Raw genomic sequence first — 18,116 nt, forward strand, 5'->3', positions numbered from 1 at the left:
AGGTTTTGTACAAGGATAGCCGGGAGAAAGAGCGACAAGCGCGTTAAAGACTCGGTTTCCAGTACAACAACTACCCGACAAGAAATCGGATTGAGAAAACTGAACATTTCTTATCCGGGTCCGTTTCGGTGGGCTGCATGCTTCAAGCGTGTTTTGCAGGAGGCGGCCGGATCGAAAGGGTGGAGAAGTGCCTGAAAGTATTTTTTCGTTGTCGGAGGTGTCGGCGCTCACTGGGTTATCAAAAGAAACCCTGCATGCATGGGAGAGGCGTCACAGCGCGATTGAACCGCAGCGGGTTGGTTCCGGCCATAGAACGTACACATCAAGTCATGTGGCAAGATTGAAGCTCCTGAATGAATGCGTAAAGCGTGGTAGTAAGATCGGAACGATCGCGGGTTTGAGCGACAGTTCGCTGAGGAAGGTGCTGCAGGAGCACGGCCATCGAACAGCACCACTGGCGGAAGTGCTCGACTGCGTGAGGCGCCTTGATCAAGCAGGGCTCGAAGCACAGCTCGGCATCCGGCTCGTTGCAATGGGCTCCAATGCGTTTGCCCAAGAGTTTGTGCTACCCCTCTTGCAGGAAGTTGGCGATCTTTGGGCCCAGGGCCTCCTTTCAACCGCAGCCGAGCATATGTTGAGCGCTTCACTTCGCTCCCTTCTTGGAGCAGCTGTCAGGATAGGTAACCCTTACACGCCGAGAGCCACAGCGCTCTTTGCTACGCCGGAAGGGGACCTCCACGAATTCGGCCTCCTCTCAGCAGCGATCGCCGCGCAGGCCCAGGGTATCAGAACAATCTATCTCGGCCCTCAGGTCCCGACGGAAGAATTAGCAAAAGCAGCCAAATCGACCGGTGCGCGATTCATCGTACTCAGCAGCGAGGTGCTTGAGCCGCAGAGACTTCAAAACGCACACTGCGCCTATACGATCAGGATTATTGGATTGCTGTTGGCGGGCGTAGTTTTGGTCAGATCGACTGCGCGAAAGTTGAACGAACAATCCAGTTCATATCAATTGCCGATTTTGAAAGCTGGTTGGCACTCCCAAGGAAGCACTGAATTTATTTCCATTTTTCGCCCCGGCTTCCGCCATCGCCGGCGAGTGGATGCCTGTGGGCTTGCCGGCCGGATGACGATATCTTACGAGTGTCAGCCATGTTATGCCGGTTTCACACCTCGATTGGCTATACTTTGCTTAACTCTGGAGGGCAGTTCAGTGACTTACGTCGCACGTTCATCAATCCTTATCGTCGAAGATCAGTCCCTTATCGCCATGGACCTGGAACACATGCTGGTGGAGCTCGGCTTCAGGGGCATGGTGTCGAAGCCGACGTCTCCGGCTGCGGAGTGTTGCGCCTTGAAGAAGTGCGGCTGAACGCCGCGCGCTAGCCGCCGCCTGGCGATACGCTTTCGTCTTCGCGGTCTGGAAGCGCTCCCGTTCCAGGCGTTTTGCTCTCGTCGGTAAGACGTTTGGCGGCGTGAGGACCCGCGGCTGGTAGCTCCTGACCGTCAACTGGAACTTTGCCTTTTTCGGTTTCTTCGATCGCCTGCTGAGCCCGTGTATCATCGTTCAATTCGGTCACCTTACGTAATCTCAAAATGGAAATTTGTGTAGCGATCGATAGTTCCGTGCGAGAATCACGAAATGCTTTCATCACGACGCGGTGTCGCTCAAAGCCGCTCGATTTCGCTAGCACGGATGACAAGTTCGTACTGGCGGAAGCGGCCCTCCAGCTCCTCGCGATAGCGCGACCAGAAGGAACGGTCGAGATCGTCTGTCATCACCTCGACGATGACGATGCGATCGCGCTCTACGTCGCCATCTTTCCACACACCTTCCGCCGGGGAATCGAGATGGAGCATCACCCCGCCGAATTTCGCTGTGAGTTCGTCCCGGACTCTGCTTAGCTTCTCCTTATTCGGGACGGGGTAGGTGGCTGGGAGTAGGATTTCGACGAGGTAAGCCATGAACAGTGAACCTCTTCGCTTGATGAAGGTTCCCGAAGCTGGCGCACCTTGCTCACTTTGAATCAGTGGACCGTTCGAACACCGTGGAGAGGGCCTTGTTGTCGAGGCGGAATGACCTAAGTTCCTCGCTGAGTTGACGGTCAACCCGTCTGACGAGGGGAATGACGATGAGTGCAGACGTGACCACGCTCCAGACCGACGGGCTGGATGGCCGCTATCGGCTGCTGGTCGATGCTATCACTGACTACGCGATATACATGCTTGACCCGGATGGGCATGTGAGTAGCTGGAACTCTGGTGCCAACCGGTTCAAGGGCTATACAGAAGCTGAAATCATGGGCGAGCACTTCTCGCGCTTCTATACGCTTGAAGACCGGGAGGCAGGCGTTCCGCAGCGCGCATTGCTGACTGCAGCTACCGAAGGACGTTTCGAGGCTGAGGGCTGGCGCGTCCGCAAGGATGGCGAACGTTTCTGGGCTCATGTCGTCATCGACGCCATTCGCCATCCCGGCGGGGGGCTTATAGGATACGCCAAAATAACCCGCGATCTGTCGGAACGCAAGCTGGCCGAAGAAGTGCTCCGACGCAGCGAAGAACAATTCCGGCTCCTGGTGCAAGGCGTCACCGACTACGCGATCTACATGCTGACGCCCCACGGCAAGGTGTCGAGCTGGAACCCCGGCGCGCAACGCATTAAGGGATATGAGCCAAGCGAAATCATCGGGCAACATTTCTCGCGCTTTTACACCGAGGAGGACCGCGCCGGCGACCTGCCGCGAAAGGCGCTCGAGACCGCGGCCGCCGAAGGTCGCTTTGAAAAGGAAGGCTGGCGCGTGCGAAAGGACGGGACGCGCTTTTGGGCAAGCGTCATTATTGACGCGATCCGTGCTGAAGACGGGTTGCTCGTTGGCTTCGCCAAAGTGACGCGCGACGTCACCGAGAAGCGACAAGCTCAGGACGCCCTTGAGCGCGCGCAGCAGGAGCTGTTCCAGGCTCAGAAGATGGAGGCGGTCGGCCAACTGACGGGCGGGATTGCCCACGACTTCAACAACCTTTTAACTGCGGTTCTGGGAAGCTTGGAAATTGCCAAAAAGCGTGCCTTATCGGGCCGACCCAACGTTGATCTCATCGAGAACGCAATTCAAGGCGCAAAACGCGGCGCGGCGCTGACCCAGCGCTTGCTCGCATTTTCGAGGAAACAGGATCTCAAGCTGGAACGAGTCGATCTTCCAGAGCTTGTGAAAGAAATGGCGTCGCTCATCGAGCGCAGCATCGGTCCTGACATCGAAATTGCCACGACCTTCCCGCTCGTGATGCCTCCCGTCATGTCTGACCCTAACCAGCTTGAGAGCGCGCTGCTCAACCTCGTCGTCAATGCCCGCGATGCGATGCCCCAAGGTGGGAAAATAATTATCGAAGCCCGGCTCAGGGTTGTCGGGTCAGGGCAAGTCGAGGAGTTGCCGGCAGGAGACTACATTGTGCTTGCCGTCGCCGACGAGGGCGACGGGATGGACGAGGAAACGCTAGGAAAAGCGGCTACGCCGTTCTTCACCACTAAAGGTGTCGGGAAGGGCACCGGCCTCGGACTGTCAATGATCCAGGGCCTTATGGCGCAGTCAGGCGGTGCCCTCGTGCTCAAGTCGCGCATACGGGAAGGAACGAGGGCGGAACTTTGGCTGCCGATCGCTGATCCGGACGAGAAGCAGAACCCAGTTTCTGAGGTCGTCGCCGATGTGGCTCCACTCGTTGAGCGGTCGCTGACGGTCCTCGCGGTTGATGACGACGCTCTCGTTCGAATGAATACTGCGTTAATGCTCGAAGATCTCGGCCATGTTGCAATCGAGGCGCAGTCTGGCAAGGAGGCCCTTCGAATGCTTGATGAAGGGGGTCTTCCAGACATCGTCATTACGGACCAGGCGATGCCAGAGATGACCGGCGTGGAATTGATTGAACAACTCGCTCAGCGGTATCCGCGCATACCCGTCCTTCTAGCGACCGGTTACGCGGAACTGCCGAACGGCGTGGGCGCTGGACTCCAACGACTGGCGAAGCCATTCATGCAAGAGCAATTGAATGAAGCGTTGGCGCTTTGCCTCGATCTAAGCAAGCCATAGCTGACCTTTAAAGTGGATCTGTTGGTTATAGGATGGCCCGCCCTTCCGAGAACATCGAGTATGATGTCTCGTCATTGAAGGTGAGGAGCCAGATCATGGCGATTTCGATACTTGGCATCGACATAGGAAAAGAACAGCTGCAGCGTTGTGGGAGTTGAGACAAAGGTGCGGTGATTGTCCGCCGAACGATGTGACGTTAGACGCTCATTGAGTTTGTCGGCAAGATGCCGGCGTGCATCATTGCTATGGAGGCATGCTGCGGCGCTCTCCACCTTGGGCGACTTTTCGCAGCACGAGACACGCAGTGCGACTGATGTCGCCCGAGTATGTTCGCCCCAATATTAAAGCGCAAAAGAACGACGACAGGGATGCGGAGGGCATCGCGGAAGCCGCGTCGCGTCCTACAATGCGACTCGTCGATCTCAGGAGTGAGGAGCAGCTCGATATTCAGTCGCTGCACAGGGTTCGATCGCGCCTCGTTGCACAAAGAACCACGTTGATCAATTAGATCCCGGCGATCCTTCTTGAGCGCGGTCTCATTTTGCCGCCGGTCGTCGCAAGCTTGAGGTTGCCCTGGATGTCCTTCCAGGTGATCAGGAGGCCACCTTGTCTCCGCGCATGCATCAACTGATTGTCGAATTGCAAAACGAGTGGGAAGTGATGGATACGAAGATTGCAGCACTGAACGCTGAGTTCGTGTCACTCGCGCGGCATAATTTTGCGATGCGTCGTTTAACGACTATCCCCGGTATCGGTGTCCTTAACGCTACGGCCCTGGTTGCCGCGATCGGCGACGCAAGCAGCTTCAAACATGCGCGAGATCTCGGCGTATGGCTAGGGCTTGTTCCAAGACAGTTTACGACCGGTGGCAAGCCACGGCTGCTCGGAATAACGAAACGTGGCAACAACTACCTTCGAATTTTGCTTGTGCACGGCGCACGAGCGGCGATGCCCGTAGTCAGTCAAAGTGATACGCCTGCCGGCCAGTGGCTTCGAACGCTGGTTTCCGGCGGTATTCACCGTAATGTTGCGATCGTGGCCCTTGCAAACAAGCTTGCGCGTATTGCCTGGGCTATTTTGCGTAATGAGCGACCGTATGAGAAAACTTTCGGCGTAGCGCCAGCATAACATGGTTGGCTGCGCTTACTCGCAGCCCATGATGTTTGCGAGAACGAATATAGATGGCCTGACAGTCAATCAGCGTTCAGAAAGCCCAGGCGTGGAAATGGTTCATTGAAACCGTGTTGGTTATCGTGGCTCTGGTCGTGCGGATATCCATCTTGGCTACGGCGTGACCGTAAGACCGAATACGTTGAAGCAGACTGCACAGGGTATCCAAAAAACTACTTGCAAACAGGGCGGGCCATACGTTTCCACGCGGAACTAGGCCCGATGTGAAGTGCTGATCGCGGCAGTTTCTTCCCGCTGATCGACTTCCGAAACGAAAATGCGCGAAATGGCGTGGTCACATACCACTCGGCATAATCAGCACGGACACAGCAGTACTCGGACAAGCTGACGCGGTTCCACTGGGGGACTCGTCCGCCCCGGAAGAGGCCAAATCAACCGCCGATCAAATCAAAGCTCTCAAGGCCGAAATTGCTACGCTGAAAGACCTGATAGCTACCACAGGAAAAATTGCGGCGACCAAGGCCGGAGCACATCCCCATATCATGACTACGGCAATTTCGCTGGTAGTGTGGACCCTGATTTCGATAGCATGCCGTCGATCCGACCACTCCGTTTCCGACGTTTATGGAGGAATTCGGAGCCGGTAGACCCAATCGGCCTCGCGAACCGCAGTCACGCGTGTATCTTCGCTTACTGTCGCAAGCTCTTTAGCTGTCTGGAAATTACCTCTAGGTTATGGAGCGATCCCCGTTTTACCGGACAGGTGGCTAGATTAATTTAGCCCTGATGAACTGCCGAGGGGAAGCCATCTTGAGCGCGGAATGGGATTGATTTCGTTGTGGATGCTATGGAAGGCCGCCCGGCTCATCCGCTTGATCGACTACGAGGAGGCCTCCGGTGGAGATCGTGGTTTGCTACCGGGCCGGGCATGACGGCTTTTGCTTAGCGATGTTCTTGCGGAAGTGAGGCATACGCACGTCAGTACTCGACTCTACCAAGCTTCCTCGTCAACAGACGAAGCCGTAGGGCGAAGACCGACCGACTGGACGCAGAGTCAGTGGTCAGGATATTCAGCTCTTTCGATCTGGTTGACCGTGCTGTCTCGGTCTGGCACCAACTCCATGGCTTCTCCAGCAACATTGCGTGGTTGCCCATGATGCGATGAACCCGCTTGGCGTTGACGACAGGCTTGTCGGCGGTTCGCCTTTCACGATTGAGGAGCGCGGCGATCCGCCGATAGCCATAGGTTGGCCTTTGATCCACCAGCCTTCGGATGGCGGGCAGAAGCTCTGCATCCTCGACCTTGTGGTATAGTCCGCGCGGCTTTGATTTGCCTCTCAGCCGCTCGACGAGGCTGGATCGGGAGACGCCCGGCATGCCTGCGGGGCCTTCATCGGAAACCGTCCTTCGGCAACAAGATCGGCCGCGAGATCCGTTTTTTGAGTCCGCCTTGGAAAGGGCTTAGAAGTCGCGGACGCTCTGGGGTGTCGCTAGCTACATGAATAAAACCTGCAGAGGCTTCTTGCGGATGGGGTCGTTCAATGGGTCAACCGTGTGATTGCCGTTCTGGATTAGAAGGAGCTGGCCGGGTTCTGCGAATTCAATCCGGTCTATCTCAATCTAACAAACCTGCCACGAGTGACGACGTTAGTTCATCGCTGTAGGCTGGGCCTGCTGTGCCGTGTCGTAGTCGTGCTATGCTTGTTTGAATACCGTTTGCTTGACCACCTTTCCGTTCTCAATAACGGACGCTGTCCCAATCAACGCTTCTTTGGGGCCGTGATCACATGTCTTGCCGCCGAAACGACGTTCGATTGCTTCGGCGATGGTAATCCCTGAAAAGACGATGATTTCTTCCTGTACCAAGCGGCCATCGCCATCGAATCTCATGGGATGAATGAAAACGTTTCGACCCTGACTATCATCCATTTGGCGTTGTTTCACTGCAGGCGTCCCCGACGTGCTCATACCTTTCCTGGTATCGCACCGAACGATCGAATAAACGCTCGGCCATATTACTTTTCGTGAGCGTCATGTTTGTCATTCTAACCTTCATACTGGAAGTGGAGTTGATCGGATCTCCTTCACCGTCTCTTCAATTGCGAGCAGAACTTCCTCCAGCGTCCAGCCCGCACTTCCGGCTCGATCAATCAAACCGGCTACGAACGGATGAATGAGCTCTTCGCACTCGATCGAGCGGTTCATATCCCCGATTGCATGCTTGGGTGTCGGAAATGACATTTAAAGTCTCCTCACTCATTGAACGCTGCGGAATTAGGATCGTTCCTCCGCAGAACATATTAGCGTTACCGTCGTTTTGCTGATGCTAATCGAAGGCCGATTGCCAACGTCCGGCGCAAGACCTGGCGAAAGCCAGCCTCCAATGCCAAGTCTCAACCGTTGCCCCGCGGCATGTGGCGCGGCCGGATTATTAGGTGATCTCGCTACGGAATGTCCGGCCGTTTTTTACATCATACCCTGCCGATAAGGGGGTGGCGATCATCTATGTCAATCACCGCATGGACGAGATCGCCCGCATTACCGACCGCGCGACAATCCTGCGCGACGACCGTCACTTCATCACCGCGCCGCTCTGCGAATTACCGATCGACACGATGGTCGAGCATATCGTCGGACGGCGCTCGAAAGGTGCCTCGGACGTCGAGGGCGGCGCAGCCGTCCGGGGCGATGTGCTTCTGGAACTGAAGAATGTCAGCGGCCGGCACAGGCCGAAACACGCTTCCCTGACACTGCATCGCGTTGGATTGCTGGGCTCGCCGGCCTGCTCGGTTCCAGCGGCTCGGCGCTGGCACTGGTGATCCCCGGCATTGATCCCGGACGTTAATGGCGAAATCCGCATCAAGGGCGGCGCGATGGCGATCCGTAAGCGGGGCGATGCGATGGCTGAGAGTGTGGCGCTCGTGCCGGAAGCACGCGCGACGAGGGGCATCCCCGCCCATTTGCTCGCCTCCAACATGATCCTCGCCGGCATCGACCGGCTTTCCGCAGGCGGGTTCGTAGATGACGAGCGCGTCCCGCGGGATGTCGATGTCGACGTTCTTGAGATTATGTTCCCGTGCACCTCGGACACGAACGAGGCATTGAAGCCTTTCGGTTGCCTCCATTGGGTCGTCCATAGGTCATTTCGGCATCGGATTTCCTGCAGTTGCACGTCGGGCGGAGATTGTTCATGAGATCGCGCAGTTCCCGCAGTTAGCGGAGAACGTTGCACAGCAAGGATAGTCCGGAACTTCGGACACAAACTGATGGTCGTCAACTACGACAACCGTCAAACACCCTACTATTGCTCACGAATGCGTACAGGAACAACTTGTTGGCATGGACTTTAAGAATGGAGGCTTGCGAGGACAGTGATCTTAGGGCTGAATTAGCGCTACCGCCTGACAGCCGAGGTGGCGTCTCTCCAAAGCGCTGCTATCTCACATTTATCGCAATGCGTCACCGAAGAAGCTCGACCGATTACGAACTTCGCCGGGCATGGATCAAATTGCCCGGCAACGAGTTCTGGTTGGCAACTAACGAGTTGACGAATTTTTCACTGCAATTGTCTGATGAGCCTGCCTTTGAAAAAAAAACGGATCGTTGTCATTAGCGACTTCCAGGACGGCGGCATATTTCCGTCGCGTGTACCTGATTTTAAGGAATTTCTCGCTCACTGGTCGCAGCGCACATGTGAGTTACCGTTTGGATCTCAGGAACATAACGATTGTGTCGTTACGGGCGGTTATCTCGATCGACTTCCGCTCGCCTGCGTCAAGGTGGGAATGGTTGATGTCGCCGAAATTTGGAGCCATTGGCGAGGTGATGATCCGCCGTTGCTCGATCAAAGTAGGGCACCGTTTATCTTCCGGCGCTCGTTCCGGATGAATGGTCCCGAGACGCCGTTTGCCTCCAATGACATGCTCGCTCACATTGCGGCATTCGGAGCTCCGGACATATTGTGCGTTTGGGGGCTCGGTGTTTCCGAGGAAATTCTGGAAGCCTGCAATGACAGCTACAAGATCTATAATTCCATTGACGCCCCGGCGCTGCGCGTTCCACCCGAAGTAAGCCGGCATTTCGATTTGGTGATCACCGGCGCCGAGTGGCAATCGCAAGAGGTCGTCGCTCGGCACCCGGCCATGAAAACCGCAATCCTGCCAATCGGGCCGGAATTTGCGTCGGACGTCATGTTTTATCCAATGGATGAGCCAAAGATCTACGACATCATCTATGTCGCCGCCGCTCAGGCCTACAAGCGCCATGACATTCTTTTCGATGCGATGGCCAAGCTGCCGCGCAGCATTCGTGCTCTATGTGTGTTCGGTTACGGGGAATTGAGCGAGGATCTTCGTAGCCGCGCCCAGGAGCTTGACATTAATGTGGAGTTTGTTGGGCCGCCTGGCGTTGCGTATGCCGAGGTAAACAAGCTCATGAACCAGGCTAAAATGGGTGTCGTATGCGGAGTGGATGATGGGGCTCCGGCTATCCTGACGGAATACATGCTTGCCGGCCTTCCCGTCCTTGCCAACGAGGCTCTCCGCTGCGGACTGCAATACATCACGGCGCAAACAGGGCGCACATCGTCAGCTGAGAATTTTCACGAGGCGGTCATCGATATGCTCGCGACGCTTTCAAATTTTTCTCCGAGGCAAGCGGTGCTGGACAACTGGACATGGCCTCATTCGGTGCGCAGACTGCAGGCTTTCATAAGGTAAGTGGGCGCAAGAATATTCAAGCGAAAGCGGAACAAACCGAGAGAGTTGTAGTTTGCGTTCGTCTCTCAAGCGCGGATGTTCAATGAATCTCTCCAGTTCTTTTCCCGTAGGGTCCCGTACAGTCCCTGTCCGTCACGCCCCCCTGATATGCTTTTCTCACCTGCGTTGGGATTTTGTGTTGCAGCGGCCGCAACACTTGATGGAGCGTTTTTCCAAGGCGCGGCAGGTCTTCTTCTTTGAAGAGTTCATCCCGACCGACCATCATCTTGCTTATATGGAGATTCATCCGTTCGAAGGAACGATAGTCAAATCCATTCGTCCACGAATTCCGCATTGGTGGAGCGACGAGGAAAGGGAGCGAGCGCTCGGCAAATTGCTCGACGAGCTTCTAGCACTTTATGGCGTCATGAAACCAATTCTTTGGTTCTACACGCCGGTGATGTACAGCTTCGCCCGCCATGTAGACGCATCCGCCGTGATCTACGACTGCATGGACGAGTTGGCGAATTTCAAATTCGCGCCGGCGGGACTGAGGGAAACCGAGTCGGCGCTCATCGGGCGAGCGGACGTAGTTTTCACGGGTGGTCACAGTCTCTATCAAGCCAAGCGCCATCTGCACGACAACATCCATCCATTTCCGTCGAGCGTCGATGTCGGCCATTTTCATGCCGCTCGCACGAACCGTGACGAGCCGTTGGATCAACGGTCCATAAGGGGTACGAAACTTGGATACTATGGTGTCATCGACGAGCGTCTTGATCTCGAACTGATTGCGCAGGTCGCTCAGGCGCGACCCCACCTATCTTTCGTCTTCATTGGCCCCGTCGCCAAGATCGCTCCCGAGGACCTACCGCGCGCCGCAAACATTCACTATCTCGGCCAGAAGAGTTACGAAGAGCTGCCTGCTTATCTTTCTGGATGGGATGTCGCCCTGATGCCATTTGCGTTGAACGACGCAACAAAATTCATAAGCCCAACCAAAACGCCGGAATATCTGGCGGCAGGTCGACCTGTCGTTAGTACGGCAATTACAGATGTCGTTCGCCATTATGGCGATGTTGATGGCGTTTTTGTCGCCAAGGATGCAGACCGTTTCGTTGTAGCATGTGACGAGGCACTTGCTCTCAGTCGCGGCACCCACGATTGGGTGAAGCCGGTCGATGCCATGCTTGCAGGACTATCCTGGGACGAGACATTCCTGGCGATGGAAACTTTGGTCAATGAGGCCATTGGACGCCAAGACGGTTTGCAGGTGCCTAAGATACGGTATCCTGAAAAAGCAAGATCCAGAACACCATCGCGATACGACTACCTTATCGTGGGCGCCGGATTTGCGGGCTCGGTTCTAGCCGAAAGGCTCGCATCGGAAGGCGGAAAGCGCGTGCTTCTGTGCGATCGGCGACCCCACATCGGCGGCAATGCCTACGATTTCCACAATGACGACGGTATTCTCGTCCATAAATATGGACCCCATATCTTCCACACCAACAGCCAAGAAGTTTTCAGTTACCTGTCGCAGTTTACCGCCTGGAGGCCGTACGAGCACAGGGTGCTGGCGCAAGTTGGCGATCTCCGTCTGCCTGTTCCGATCAACAGGACGACGCTGAATGCTCTCTACGGGCTCGATCTGAAGAATGAAGAAGAAGCGGCGTCGTTTCTGGCAAGCCGTGCAGAGGCGTGCGATACGATCAGGACTTCGAAGGATGTGGTCATTTCGCAGGTCGGGAGCGACTTGTATCGGACGTTTTTCGAGGGCTACACCCGCAAACAATGGGGGCTCGATCCCTCCCAATTGGACAAGTCGGTGACGGCGCGTGTCCCCACACGCACTAATACCGACGATCGCTATTTCCTCGACACGTATCAGGCGATGCCGCTGAATGGCTACACCGAGATGTTCGAAAAAATGCTCGATCACGATAACATCACTGTCAGGACAGGTACGGAATATCTCGAGTTGCAAGGGTTGGCAGCTCAGACGATATTCACCGGGCCGATCGATGAATATTTTGATTATCGTTTTGGCCGGCTGCCTTATCGCAGCCTGACGTTCCGGCACGAGACCCATAATGCGCGGCGCGTGCTTCCGGTCGGGGTCGTCAACCATCCATCCGAGGACGTTCCCTACACCCGCGTCACCGAATACAAGCATCTAACGGGACAGGTTCATTCCAAGACCACCCTCTGTTACGAGTTTGCCAGCGGCAGCGGGGACCCTTACTATCCGATCCCTCGACCTGAAAATCAGGCGCTTTACAAACAATATGAAGCGTTGGCTAAAGAACGCTCGGACGTGACATTTGTCGGCCGTCTCGGAACATACAAATATTACAACATGGATCAGGTCGTTGGTCAGGCTTTGGCGACCTATCGGCGGATGGCGAAGAAGGTTCGGGCCGAAACCGTGGCCGCCGACGCGCGATGAACGGCAAACGATCACGTATCGTCCTGGCGACAGACAGCCTCGACCCATCCGGAATGGGCGAGCACATGTTGACACTTGGTTGCGCGCTTCAACCGCAATTCGACGTCACGCTTGCCGCGCTCGACAAGAGCGGGGTGTGTCTGCTGGAGCGTGCGGCACGCAGTGGCCTCTCTGTGAAGGCGATTGACAATGATAAAGAGTTTGGAGGCTGGCTGAAGACGGATGATATTGCCCTGCTGCATGTTCATGCCGGTATCGGCTGGGAGGGTCATGGCCTCGCGCGCGCCGGAATTGCCAGTGGTATTCCGGTCATCCGTACCGAGCATCTTCCATACCTGCTAACCGATACCGATCAGCAAGCTCTTTATGCAATGGAAAGCGGGGACCTCGCGCACCACATCGTCGTTTCGGAAGCATCGCGCGCAAGTTTCGAGGAACACGGTGTCGATGGCGACCGAATTACTGTTATTCGCAATGGGATACTTCCTTTAGAAGCGATGGATCAGCGCCCGCTTGACAGCGCTGGAGCCGAGCCTGGGTGCGGAAGAGTGCTGATCGCCGTGGCCCGGTTTTCCAAGCAAAAGGACCACGCGACCCTGATCACCGCGATGTCTGAAGTGTTGCGGGAGCACCCCTCAACCATCCTGCGCCTTGTCGGAAAAGGTGAGGAGTTGGCAGCCGTTCGGGCACTGGTCGACGAACTCTCGCTTGGTCCGCATGTGGAATTTCTCGGACACCGGACTGATATCGCCGAGTTGATGGCAAGCGCCGACCTGTTCATTCTGCCTTCGCTCTTCGAAGGTTTGCCGCTTGCAGTGCTGGAGGCAATGTCGATTGGCTTGCCGGTGGTAGCCACCCGGATTGGCGGGACCGTCGAAGCTTTGGGTTCTGATCATCCATTTCTCTGTGAGGTCAGCAATCCGTGTGCATTGGCAGCGACGATAATGGCCGCTCTCGGCGACATGGACCGGGCGCGGATCGCCGGACAGGCCAGTCGCGAGCGGTTTCAAGCGGAGTTTTCAGCACAGCGCATGGCCGATCAAACGGCCGATGTGTATCGCCGCTTTCTTCCTCGACAGACAGAAGACACACAAGGACACGTCGACATGAATAAGACACGCATCGGCTTCATCGGTGTCGGAGGTATCGCGCACCGGCATCTCGATATCCTATCCGGGTTCGAGGATGTGAGCCTTGTGGCTTTCGCAGACCCCGATTTCAGCCGCGCAGAGCACGCCGCGTCGCGTTTTGGCGCGCGAGCGTTCGACAACCACGCCGCAATGCTGGCCGATGAGGCCCTGGATGCGGTCTACATCTGCATTCCGCCGTTTGCCCACGGCGCGGCGGAGCGCGACCTGATCGCGCGGGGTACTCCGTTCTTTGTCGAAAAGCCAATCACGCTTGATCTTGGTTTGGCGGAGGAGCTTGCCGCTGCTGTCGAAGCTACAAAGTTGATCACTGCGGTAGGCTATCATTGGCGGTACCTCGACACGGTCGAAGAAGCGCGTCGATTGCTGGCCGATAATCCTGCGCAACTGCTTTCAGGCTATTGGCTGGACCAGACGCCACCGCCGCAATGGTGGTGGAAGAACGATCGCTCGGGCGGGCAGATCGTGGAGCAAACGACCCATATCATTGATCTGGCGCGATATCTCATCGGGGAGGTTCAAGAGGTCTATGGCCGTGTCGGCTTCAGGGACCGGGCGGAATTTCCCGGCCTTGACGTTCCGTCCGTGACAACCGCAAGCCTTACCTTTCAATCAGGGGTGATTGCCAATATCGCATCCACTTGTCTTCTCGGCTGGAACCACAAGGTCGGGCTCAATATCTTTGCCGACCGGCTCGCGATCGAACTTACCGACCACGATATCATGGTCGACGTAGGCGCCGGCCGGCCGGTGCGCCAAGCCGAAGGGGATCCCGTCTGGCGTGAAGATCGTGATTTCATTGATGCGGTGCGCGGCGGCGACAATCATATTCGCTGCGCTTATGGAGACGCATTGGCGACGCACAGGCTTGCGCTGGCGGTTGTTTCCTCTGCTCGCGGCGGCGAGCCCGTTAAGATTGAACTGCCTAACGTCCACCGCAATCCAATGGCACCCTTGTTGTATCAACCGCGTTTCGATCCACCGCAAAGCTTGCCGCCGGGCCACCGCAAAGTTCGCTCACTCGGCGTGGAAGCACCTGGGAAAGCTTACTTTCTTGAGTACGAGGAAGGTCCGCCCGCCGAAGGCCAGATACGACTTGACACGCTGTACACCGGGTTTTCCGCCGGTACCGAACTGACGTTCATGAAAAATACCAACCCGTACTTCCACTCTCGCTTTGATGGAGGGCGTGGCGTTTTCCTCGAAAACGAGCCCGATCTCCATTACCCGGTCCCGTTCCTTGGCTATATGGAAGTCGCTCGGGTTTCGGAATCGAGGACACATGGTTTTGCGGAGGGGGCGACTGTTGCCACGACGTTTGCCCACAAGACGGGCCATACCGCAGATCCATATCACGACGTTCTGATCCCTTTTCCGGACGATCTCGACCCCGTACTTGGCATTTTTGTCGCGCAGATGGGGCCGATCGCCGCCAACGGTATCCTCCATGCCGACGAGGATGCGCTGGGAACGAACGTTTCCGCTCTCGGTGCCGGAATCGTTGGCCGGCAAGTGGTCGTGCTCGGTGCAGGCACGGTCGGCTTGATGACCGCGCTGTTCGCGCAGAGGGCGGGCGCCTCGTCCGTTGTCGTTGCCGATCCTTCGCAATTCCGGCGCGACAAGGCAGAAGCCCTTGGCCTTATCGCCATGGGCGAGGATGACGTTTGGCAGCATGCGAAAGCGCGGTGGCACAATGGCGGCCAGGATCGCGGCGCCGATGTCGTTTTCCAGACGCGAGCGCACGTGCGGAGCTTGCATATTGCGTTGAAAACGCTGCGTCCGCAGGGGACGGTTGTCGATCTCGCTTTCTACCAGGGTGGGGCGGATGCCTTGCGGCTGGGTGAGGAGTTTCATCACAACGGGCTCAATCTACGCTGCGCGCAGATCAACCGCGTGCCGCGTGGCCTGGCGACACTATGGGACCGTCGCCGGCTTGCCGAAGAAACAATCGGTCTCTTGAAAAGTCATGGAAAGCTCATCCGCGAGCACATGATCACACATATCGTTCCGTTCGACGATGGACCGGCATTCCTTGCTGATCTCGTTGAAAACCGGCCAGAATTTCTGCAGATCGTTTTCAAGGTTTCCAATGATCACTGATGAACCGCCCATCCGTATTTTGTTCGTCTTCGCCTGGCTGGTCGTCGGTGGCGAGGAAACCGAGGTTCGGTTGCTCGCCCGTAATCTAGAACGTAGCCGCTACCGCATCGACGTCGTCGTCTGCTTTCACAAGCCGGGGATGCCGAAGCAGACGCACGAGCAATTGACGGACTTGGGGGTGGATGTCGATACAACGCCCTATCAACTCTCCTTCGATGACACGATCAACTATCTGGCCAGCAAGATCGCAGGCTACGATGTCGTCATTTCCTGCCAGAACGTTGCGGATATTTATCCGGCACTGGAGCGTATGCATTGGCGTCCGCCGCTAATCGAGCATGGTGGACTGGTGTCGGAAGCTCTGGCGGGGCCAAAGCACTTCACCCATCGTTACGTCGGGGTTTGCAGATCCATCCGGGACGCCGCCGCATCGAAGATGCCCGGACGGGAAGGGGACGCGGTTGAAATACCGTCGATGGTCGATCTCGCGGAATTCAACTCTTCCCAGCGGTCGATCATACGCCGGGAACTTGGCGTGAGCGACGACACGATCTTAATCGGCTGGGTCGGGCGGCTTGATCCGAAAAAAAATGTCGAGGACTTCATCGAGGCTGCAGCGATCGCACATGCTCAATACATGTCCGCGCGCTTCGTCGTCGTCGGGGGGCCGGACGCGTTCCTTCCGGACTATGCGGTGAAGTTGCAAGCACTGGCGAAAGCCAGAGGGCTTACTGAAGCACTGACGTTTCTCGGTGACCGGAAAGATATTCCTTCTCTACTGGCCTCGTTTGACATATTCGTCTGGCTGTCGAAGGGCGAGGGGATGCCGCATGTAATTGCGGAAGCCGGCGCTGCGGGCCTTCCTGTGATCGCAACACCCGACAACGGCGCGATGCAGCAGATCAACGATGGAGTCTCTGGCATCTTTGTTCCGTATAACGATCCAACCTCCGTCGCTGCGGCAATGTCCAGACTAATCTGCTCCAAGGCGTTGCGACAAAGGCTGGGCGAAACGCTGCGCTCGACTGTGGAAAGTTTCTACAGCGTAGCAGCCGTCTTGCCTCAATGGGAAAGCCTGATCCACAAGGTCATGTCGGAGAGATCGCCATCGGCACCGACTGGCCTGTTCCAGTCTTTTCTTCAAGGCGGTTTTGAATGCTCCACCCATCGGTTACGCCCACGTTTGGACGAGACGGTCGGAAAACGCCTCGATATTATCGCTGCGACGGGGCACGATAATCACGCTCAGCAAGATTATGATCAACTCGCTCGCTATTCTATTCGTACAGTGCGTGATGGATTGCGGTGGCATCTGATAGAGACCAGCGCTGGCAGCTATGACTGGTCGAGCTTTTTGCCGATGCTCAGAGCCGCAAATGAAACCAAGACCCAGGTCATTTGGGACCTGCTGCATTATGGCTGGCCTGACGACATAGACATCTGGTCTCCGGATTTCGTCAAGCGCTTTGCACGCTTTGCCGGGGCCGTAGCGTGTGTGGTCCGTGACGAGAGCGACTCGGTGCCATTCTATTCGCCCGTCAACGAAATTTCATTCTTCTCTTGGGGTGGTGGTGACGCCGCCTACCTCAATCCGTTTGCCCGTGGGCGGGGCTTTGAACTGAAAGTTCAACTCGCTCGCGCCTCTATCGCAGCCATGGATGCCGTGCTCGCGGTCGATCCAAGGGCTCGTTTCGTTCATTGTGATCCGGTCATCAATGTCATTACCGATCCTTCCCGGCCATGGGAAAGACGTGACGCCGAAGGACATCGGCAATCGCAATTTCAGGGATGGGACCTGCTAGCGGGACGACTGTGGCCGCAGATTGGTGGCGCCGACAGGTATCTGGATATCGTCGGCGTCAACTACTATCATAACAACCAATGGATTCACGGCGGCCCGCCGATTGACAGGAACCACGCGCTGTACAAGCCATTCCGATCAATACTGATTGAAACCTTCGCCCGATATGGGAAACCGCTCTTTGTCGCGGAGACCGGGATAGAGGCGGAACAGCGCCCCGCATGGCTCAGATACGTCGATCGGGAGGTCCAAGCCGCGATGGATGCGGGCGTGCCGGTCGAAGGGATCTGCCTTTACCCAATTATCAGCCATCTTGGATGGGACGACGACCGTCCGTGTGAGAACGGCCTTCTTTCGAACGAGCGCGTCGGCACGGAGCGTATTGCCTACCAACCATTGCGAGATGTACTTCGGGCAATTTCAAACGATCTCGCGCACCGAGGTATTCCCGCGCCAAACCGTGAATCGCCTGCTTGGCGGTGTCGAGCCGCCAGTCAACGTTCTCGGCTCAGCGGGCAAGGTCTATAGAGGCTTCTGGCATATAAGGCCCGAATGCTACCTCGACGGTAATTCGCCATCGAGACGATAGCATCGAAAGATGGCCGAATGACCGCAGTTGTTTCTCTGACAGCGACTTGGCTTTCAAGGGGTGAAATGGGTTGCATAGGAGGCATCGCTTGTGATTTCATATTATCTGTGCGACCAACTGCGCGC

Annotated in this window: 11 protein-coding genes and 2 pseudogenes; 8 read left to right on the top strand and 5 right to left on the bottom strand. The window is 56.4% G+C overall.

Annotated features, from left to right (window positions below; translation table 11 throughout):
• Positions 1-187 precede the first annotated feature (187 nt).
• Positions 188-1,372 (top strand): MerR family transcriptional regulator, encoded by a 1,185-nt coding sequence (locus ASG68_RS08850; protein WP_156384845.1) that lies wholly within the window; start codon positions 188-190, stop codon positions 1,370-1,372.
• 10 nt (positions 1,373-1,382) lie between these two features.
• Here ASG68_RS08850 and ASG68_RS30380 read toward each other — a convergent pair whose 3' ends face one another.
• Complete coding sequence (locus ASG68_RS30380; RefSeq protein ID WP_082477924.1) at positions 1,383-1,571, bottom strand: hypothetical protein; 189 nt, start codon at positions 1,569-1,571, stop codon at positions 1,383-1,385.
• Positions 1,572-1,668: 97 nt separating this feature from the next.
• Positions 1,669-1,965 carry a hypothetical protein gene (locus tag ASG68_RS08855; protein WP_062601823.1) on the bottom strand — a complete coding sequence of 99 codons (297 nt, stop codon included), beginning with the start codon at positions 1,963-1,965 and terminating at the stop codon, positions 1,669-1,671.
• Between the two features lie 167 nt (positions 1,966-2,132).
• Between ASG68_RS08855 and ASG68_RS08860 the strand changes: the two genes are divergently transcribed.
• Complete coding sequence (locus tag ASG68_RS08860; RefSeq protein ID WP_062601821.1) at positions 2,133-4,079, top strand: PAS domain-containing sensor histidine kinase; 1,947 nt, start codon at positions 2,133-2,135, stop codon at positions 4,077-4,079.
• Positions 4,080-4,174: 95 nt separating this feature from the next.
• Positions 4,175-5,207 (top strand): annotated as a pseudogene (locus ASG68_RS08865) (IS110 family transposase).
• Between the two features lie 1,128 nt (positions 5,208-6,335).
• Here ASG68_RS08865 and ASG68_RS31250 read toward each other — a convergent pair.
• The 3 genes and pseudogenes from ASG68_RS31250 to ASG68_RS08880 form a co-directional block, all read right to left on the bottom strand.
• A pseudogene (locus ASG68_RS31250) lies at positions 6,336-6,671 on the bottom strand (IS3 family transposase); the annotation flags it as partial.
• A 234-nt stretch (positions 6,672-6,905) separates the two neighbouring features.
• A complete protein-coding gene (locus ASG68_RS08875) occupies positions 6,906-7,154 on the bottom strand; it encodes a hypothetical protein (RefSeq protein WP_156373618.1) in 249 nt (82 codons plus the stop codon).
• Positions 7,155-7,262: 108 nt separating this feature from the next.
• The gene (locus tag ASG68_RS08880; RefSeq protein WP_062581211.1) at positions 7,263-7,451 is read right to left on the bottom strand and encodes a hypothetical protein; all 189 of its coding nucleotides are present in this window, start codon (positions 7,449-7,451) and stop codon (positions 7,263-7,265) included.
• 251 nt (positions 7,452-7,702) lie between these two features.
• On the opposite strand from ASG68_RS08880, the gene ASG68_RS31845 reads away from it, so the two are divergent.
• The 5 genes from ASG68_RS31845 (at position 7,703) to ASG68_RS08910 (ending at position 17,930) form a co-directional block, all read left to right on the top strand.
• Entirely contained in the window at positions 7,703-8,029 is a 327-nt protein-coding gene (locus ASG68_RS31845; RefSeq protein ID WP_062601817.1) for a hypothetical protein, read from the top strand.
• A gap of 753 nt (positions 8,030-8,782) precedes the next feature.
• Entirely contained in the window at positions 8,783-9,928 is a 1,146-nt protein-coding gene (locus ASG68_RS08895; protein ID WP_164491888.1) for a glycosyltransferase, read from the top strand.
• Between the two features lie 199 nt (positions 9,929-10,127).
• On the top strand, positions 10,128-12,353 hold the full coding sequence (gene glf, locus ASG68_RS08900) for a UDP-galactopyranose mutase (RefSeq protein WP_162243530.1): 2,226 nt from the start codon (positions 10,128-10,130) through the stop codon (positions 12,351-12,353).
• Positions 12,350-15,601 carry a glycosyltransferase gene (locus ASG68_RS08905; RefSeq protein WP_062609521.1) on the top strand — a complete coding sequence of 1,084 codons (3,252 nt, stop codon included), beginning with the start codon at positions 12,350-12,352 and terminating at the stop codon, positions 15,599-15,601. Before glf ends, ASG68_RS08905 begins: the two co-directional genes overlap by 4 nt.
• Positions 15,591-17,930 carry a glycosyltransferase family 4 protein gene (locus ASG68_RS08910; protein ID WP_082477910.1) on the top strand — a complete coding sequence of 780 codons (2,340 nt, stop codon included), beginning with the start codon at positions 15,591-15,593 and terminating at the stop codon, positions 17,928-17,930. Before ASG68_RS08905 ends, ASG68_RS08910 begins: the two co-directional genes overlap by 11 nt.
• The last annotated feature ends 186 nt before the right edge of the window (positions 17,931-18,116 follow it).

The organism is Rhizobium sp. Leaf453, assembly GCF_001425605.1.
Lineage (GTDB): Bacteria > Pseudomonadota > Alphaproteobacteria > Rhizobiales > Rhizobiaceae > Pararhizobium.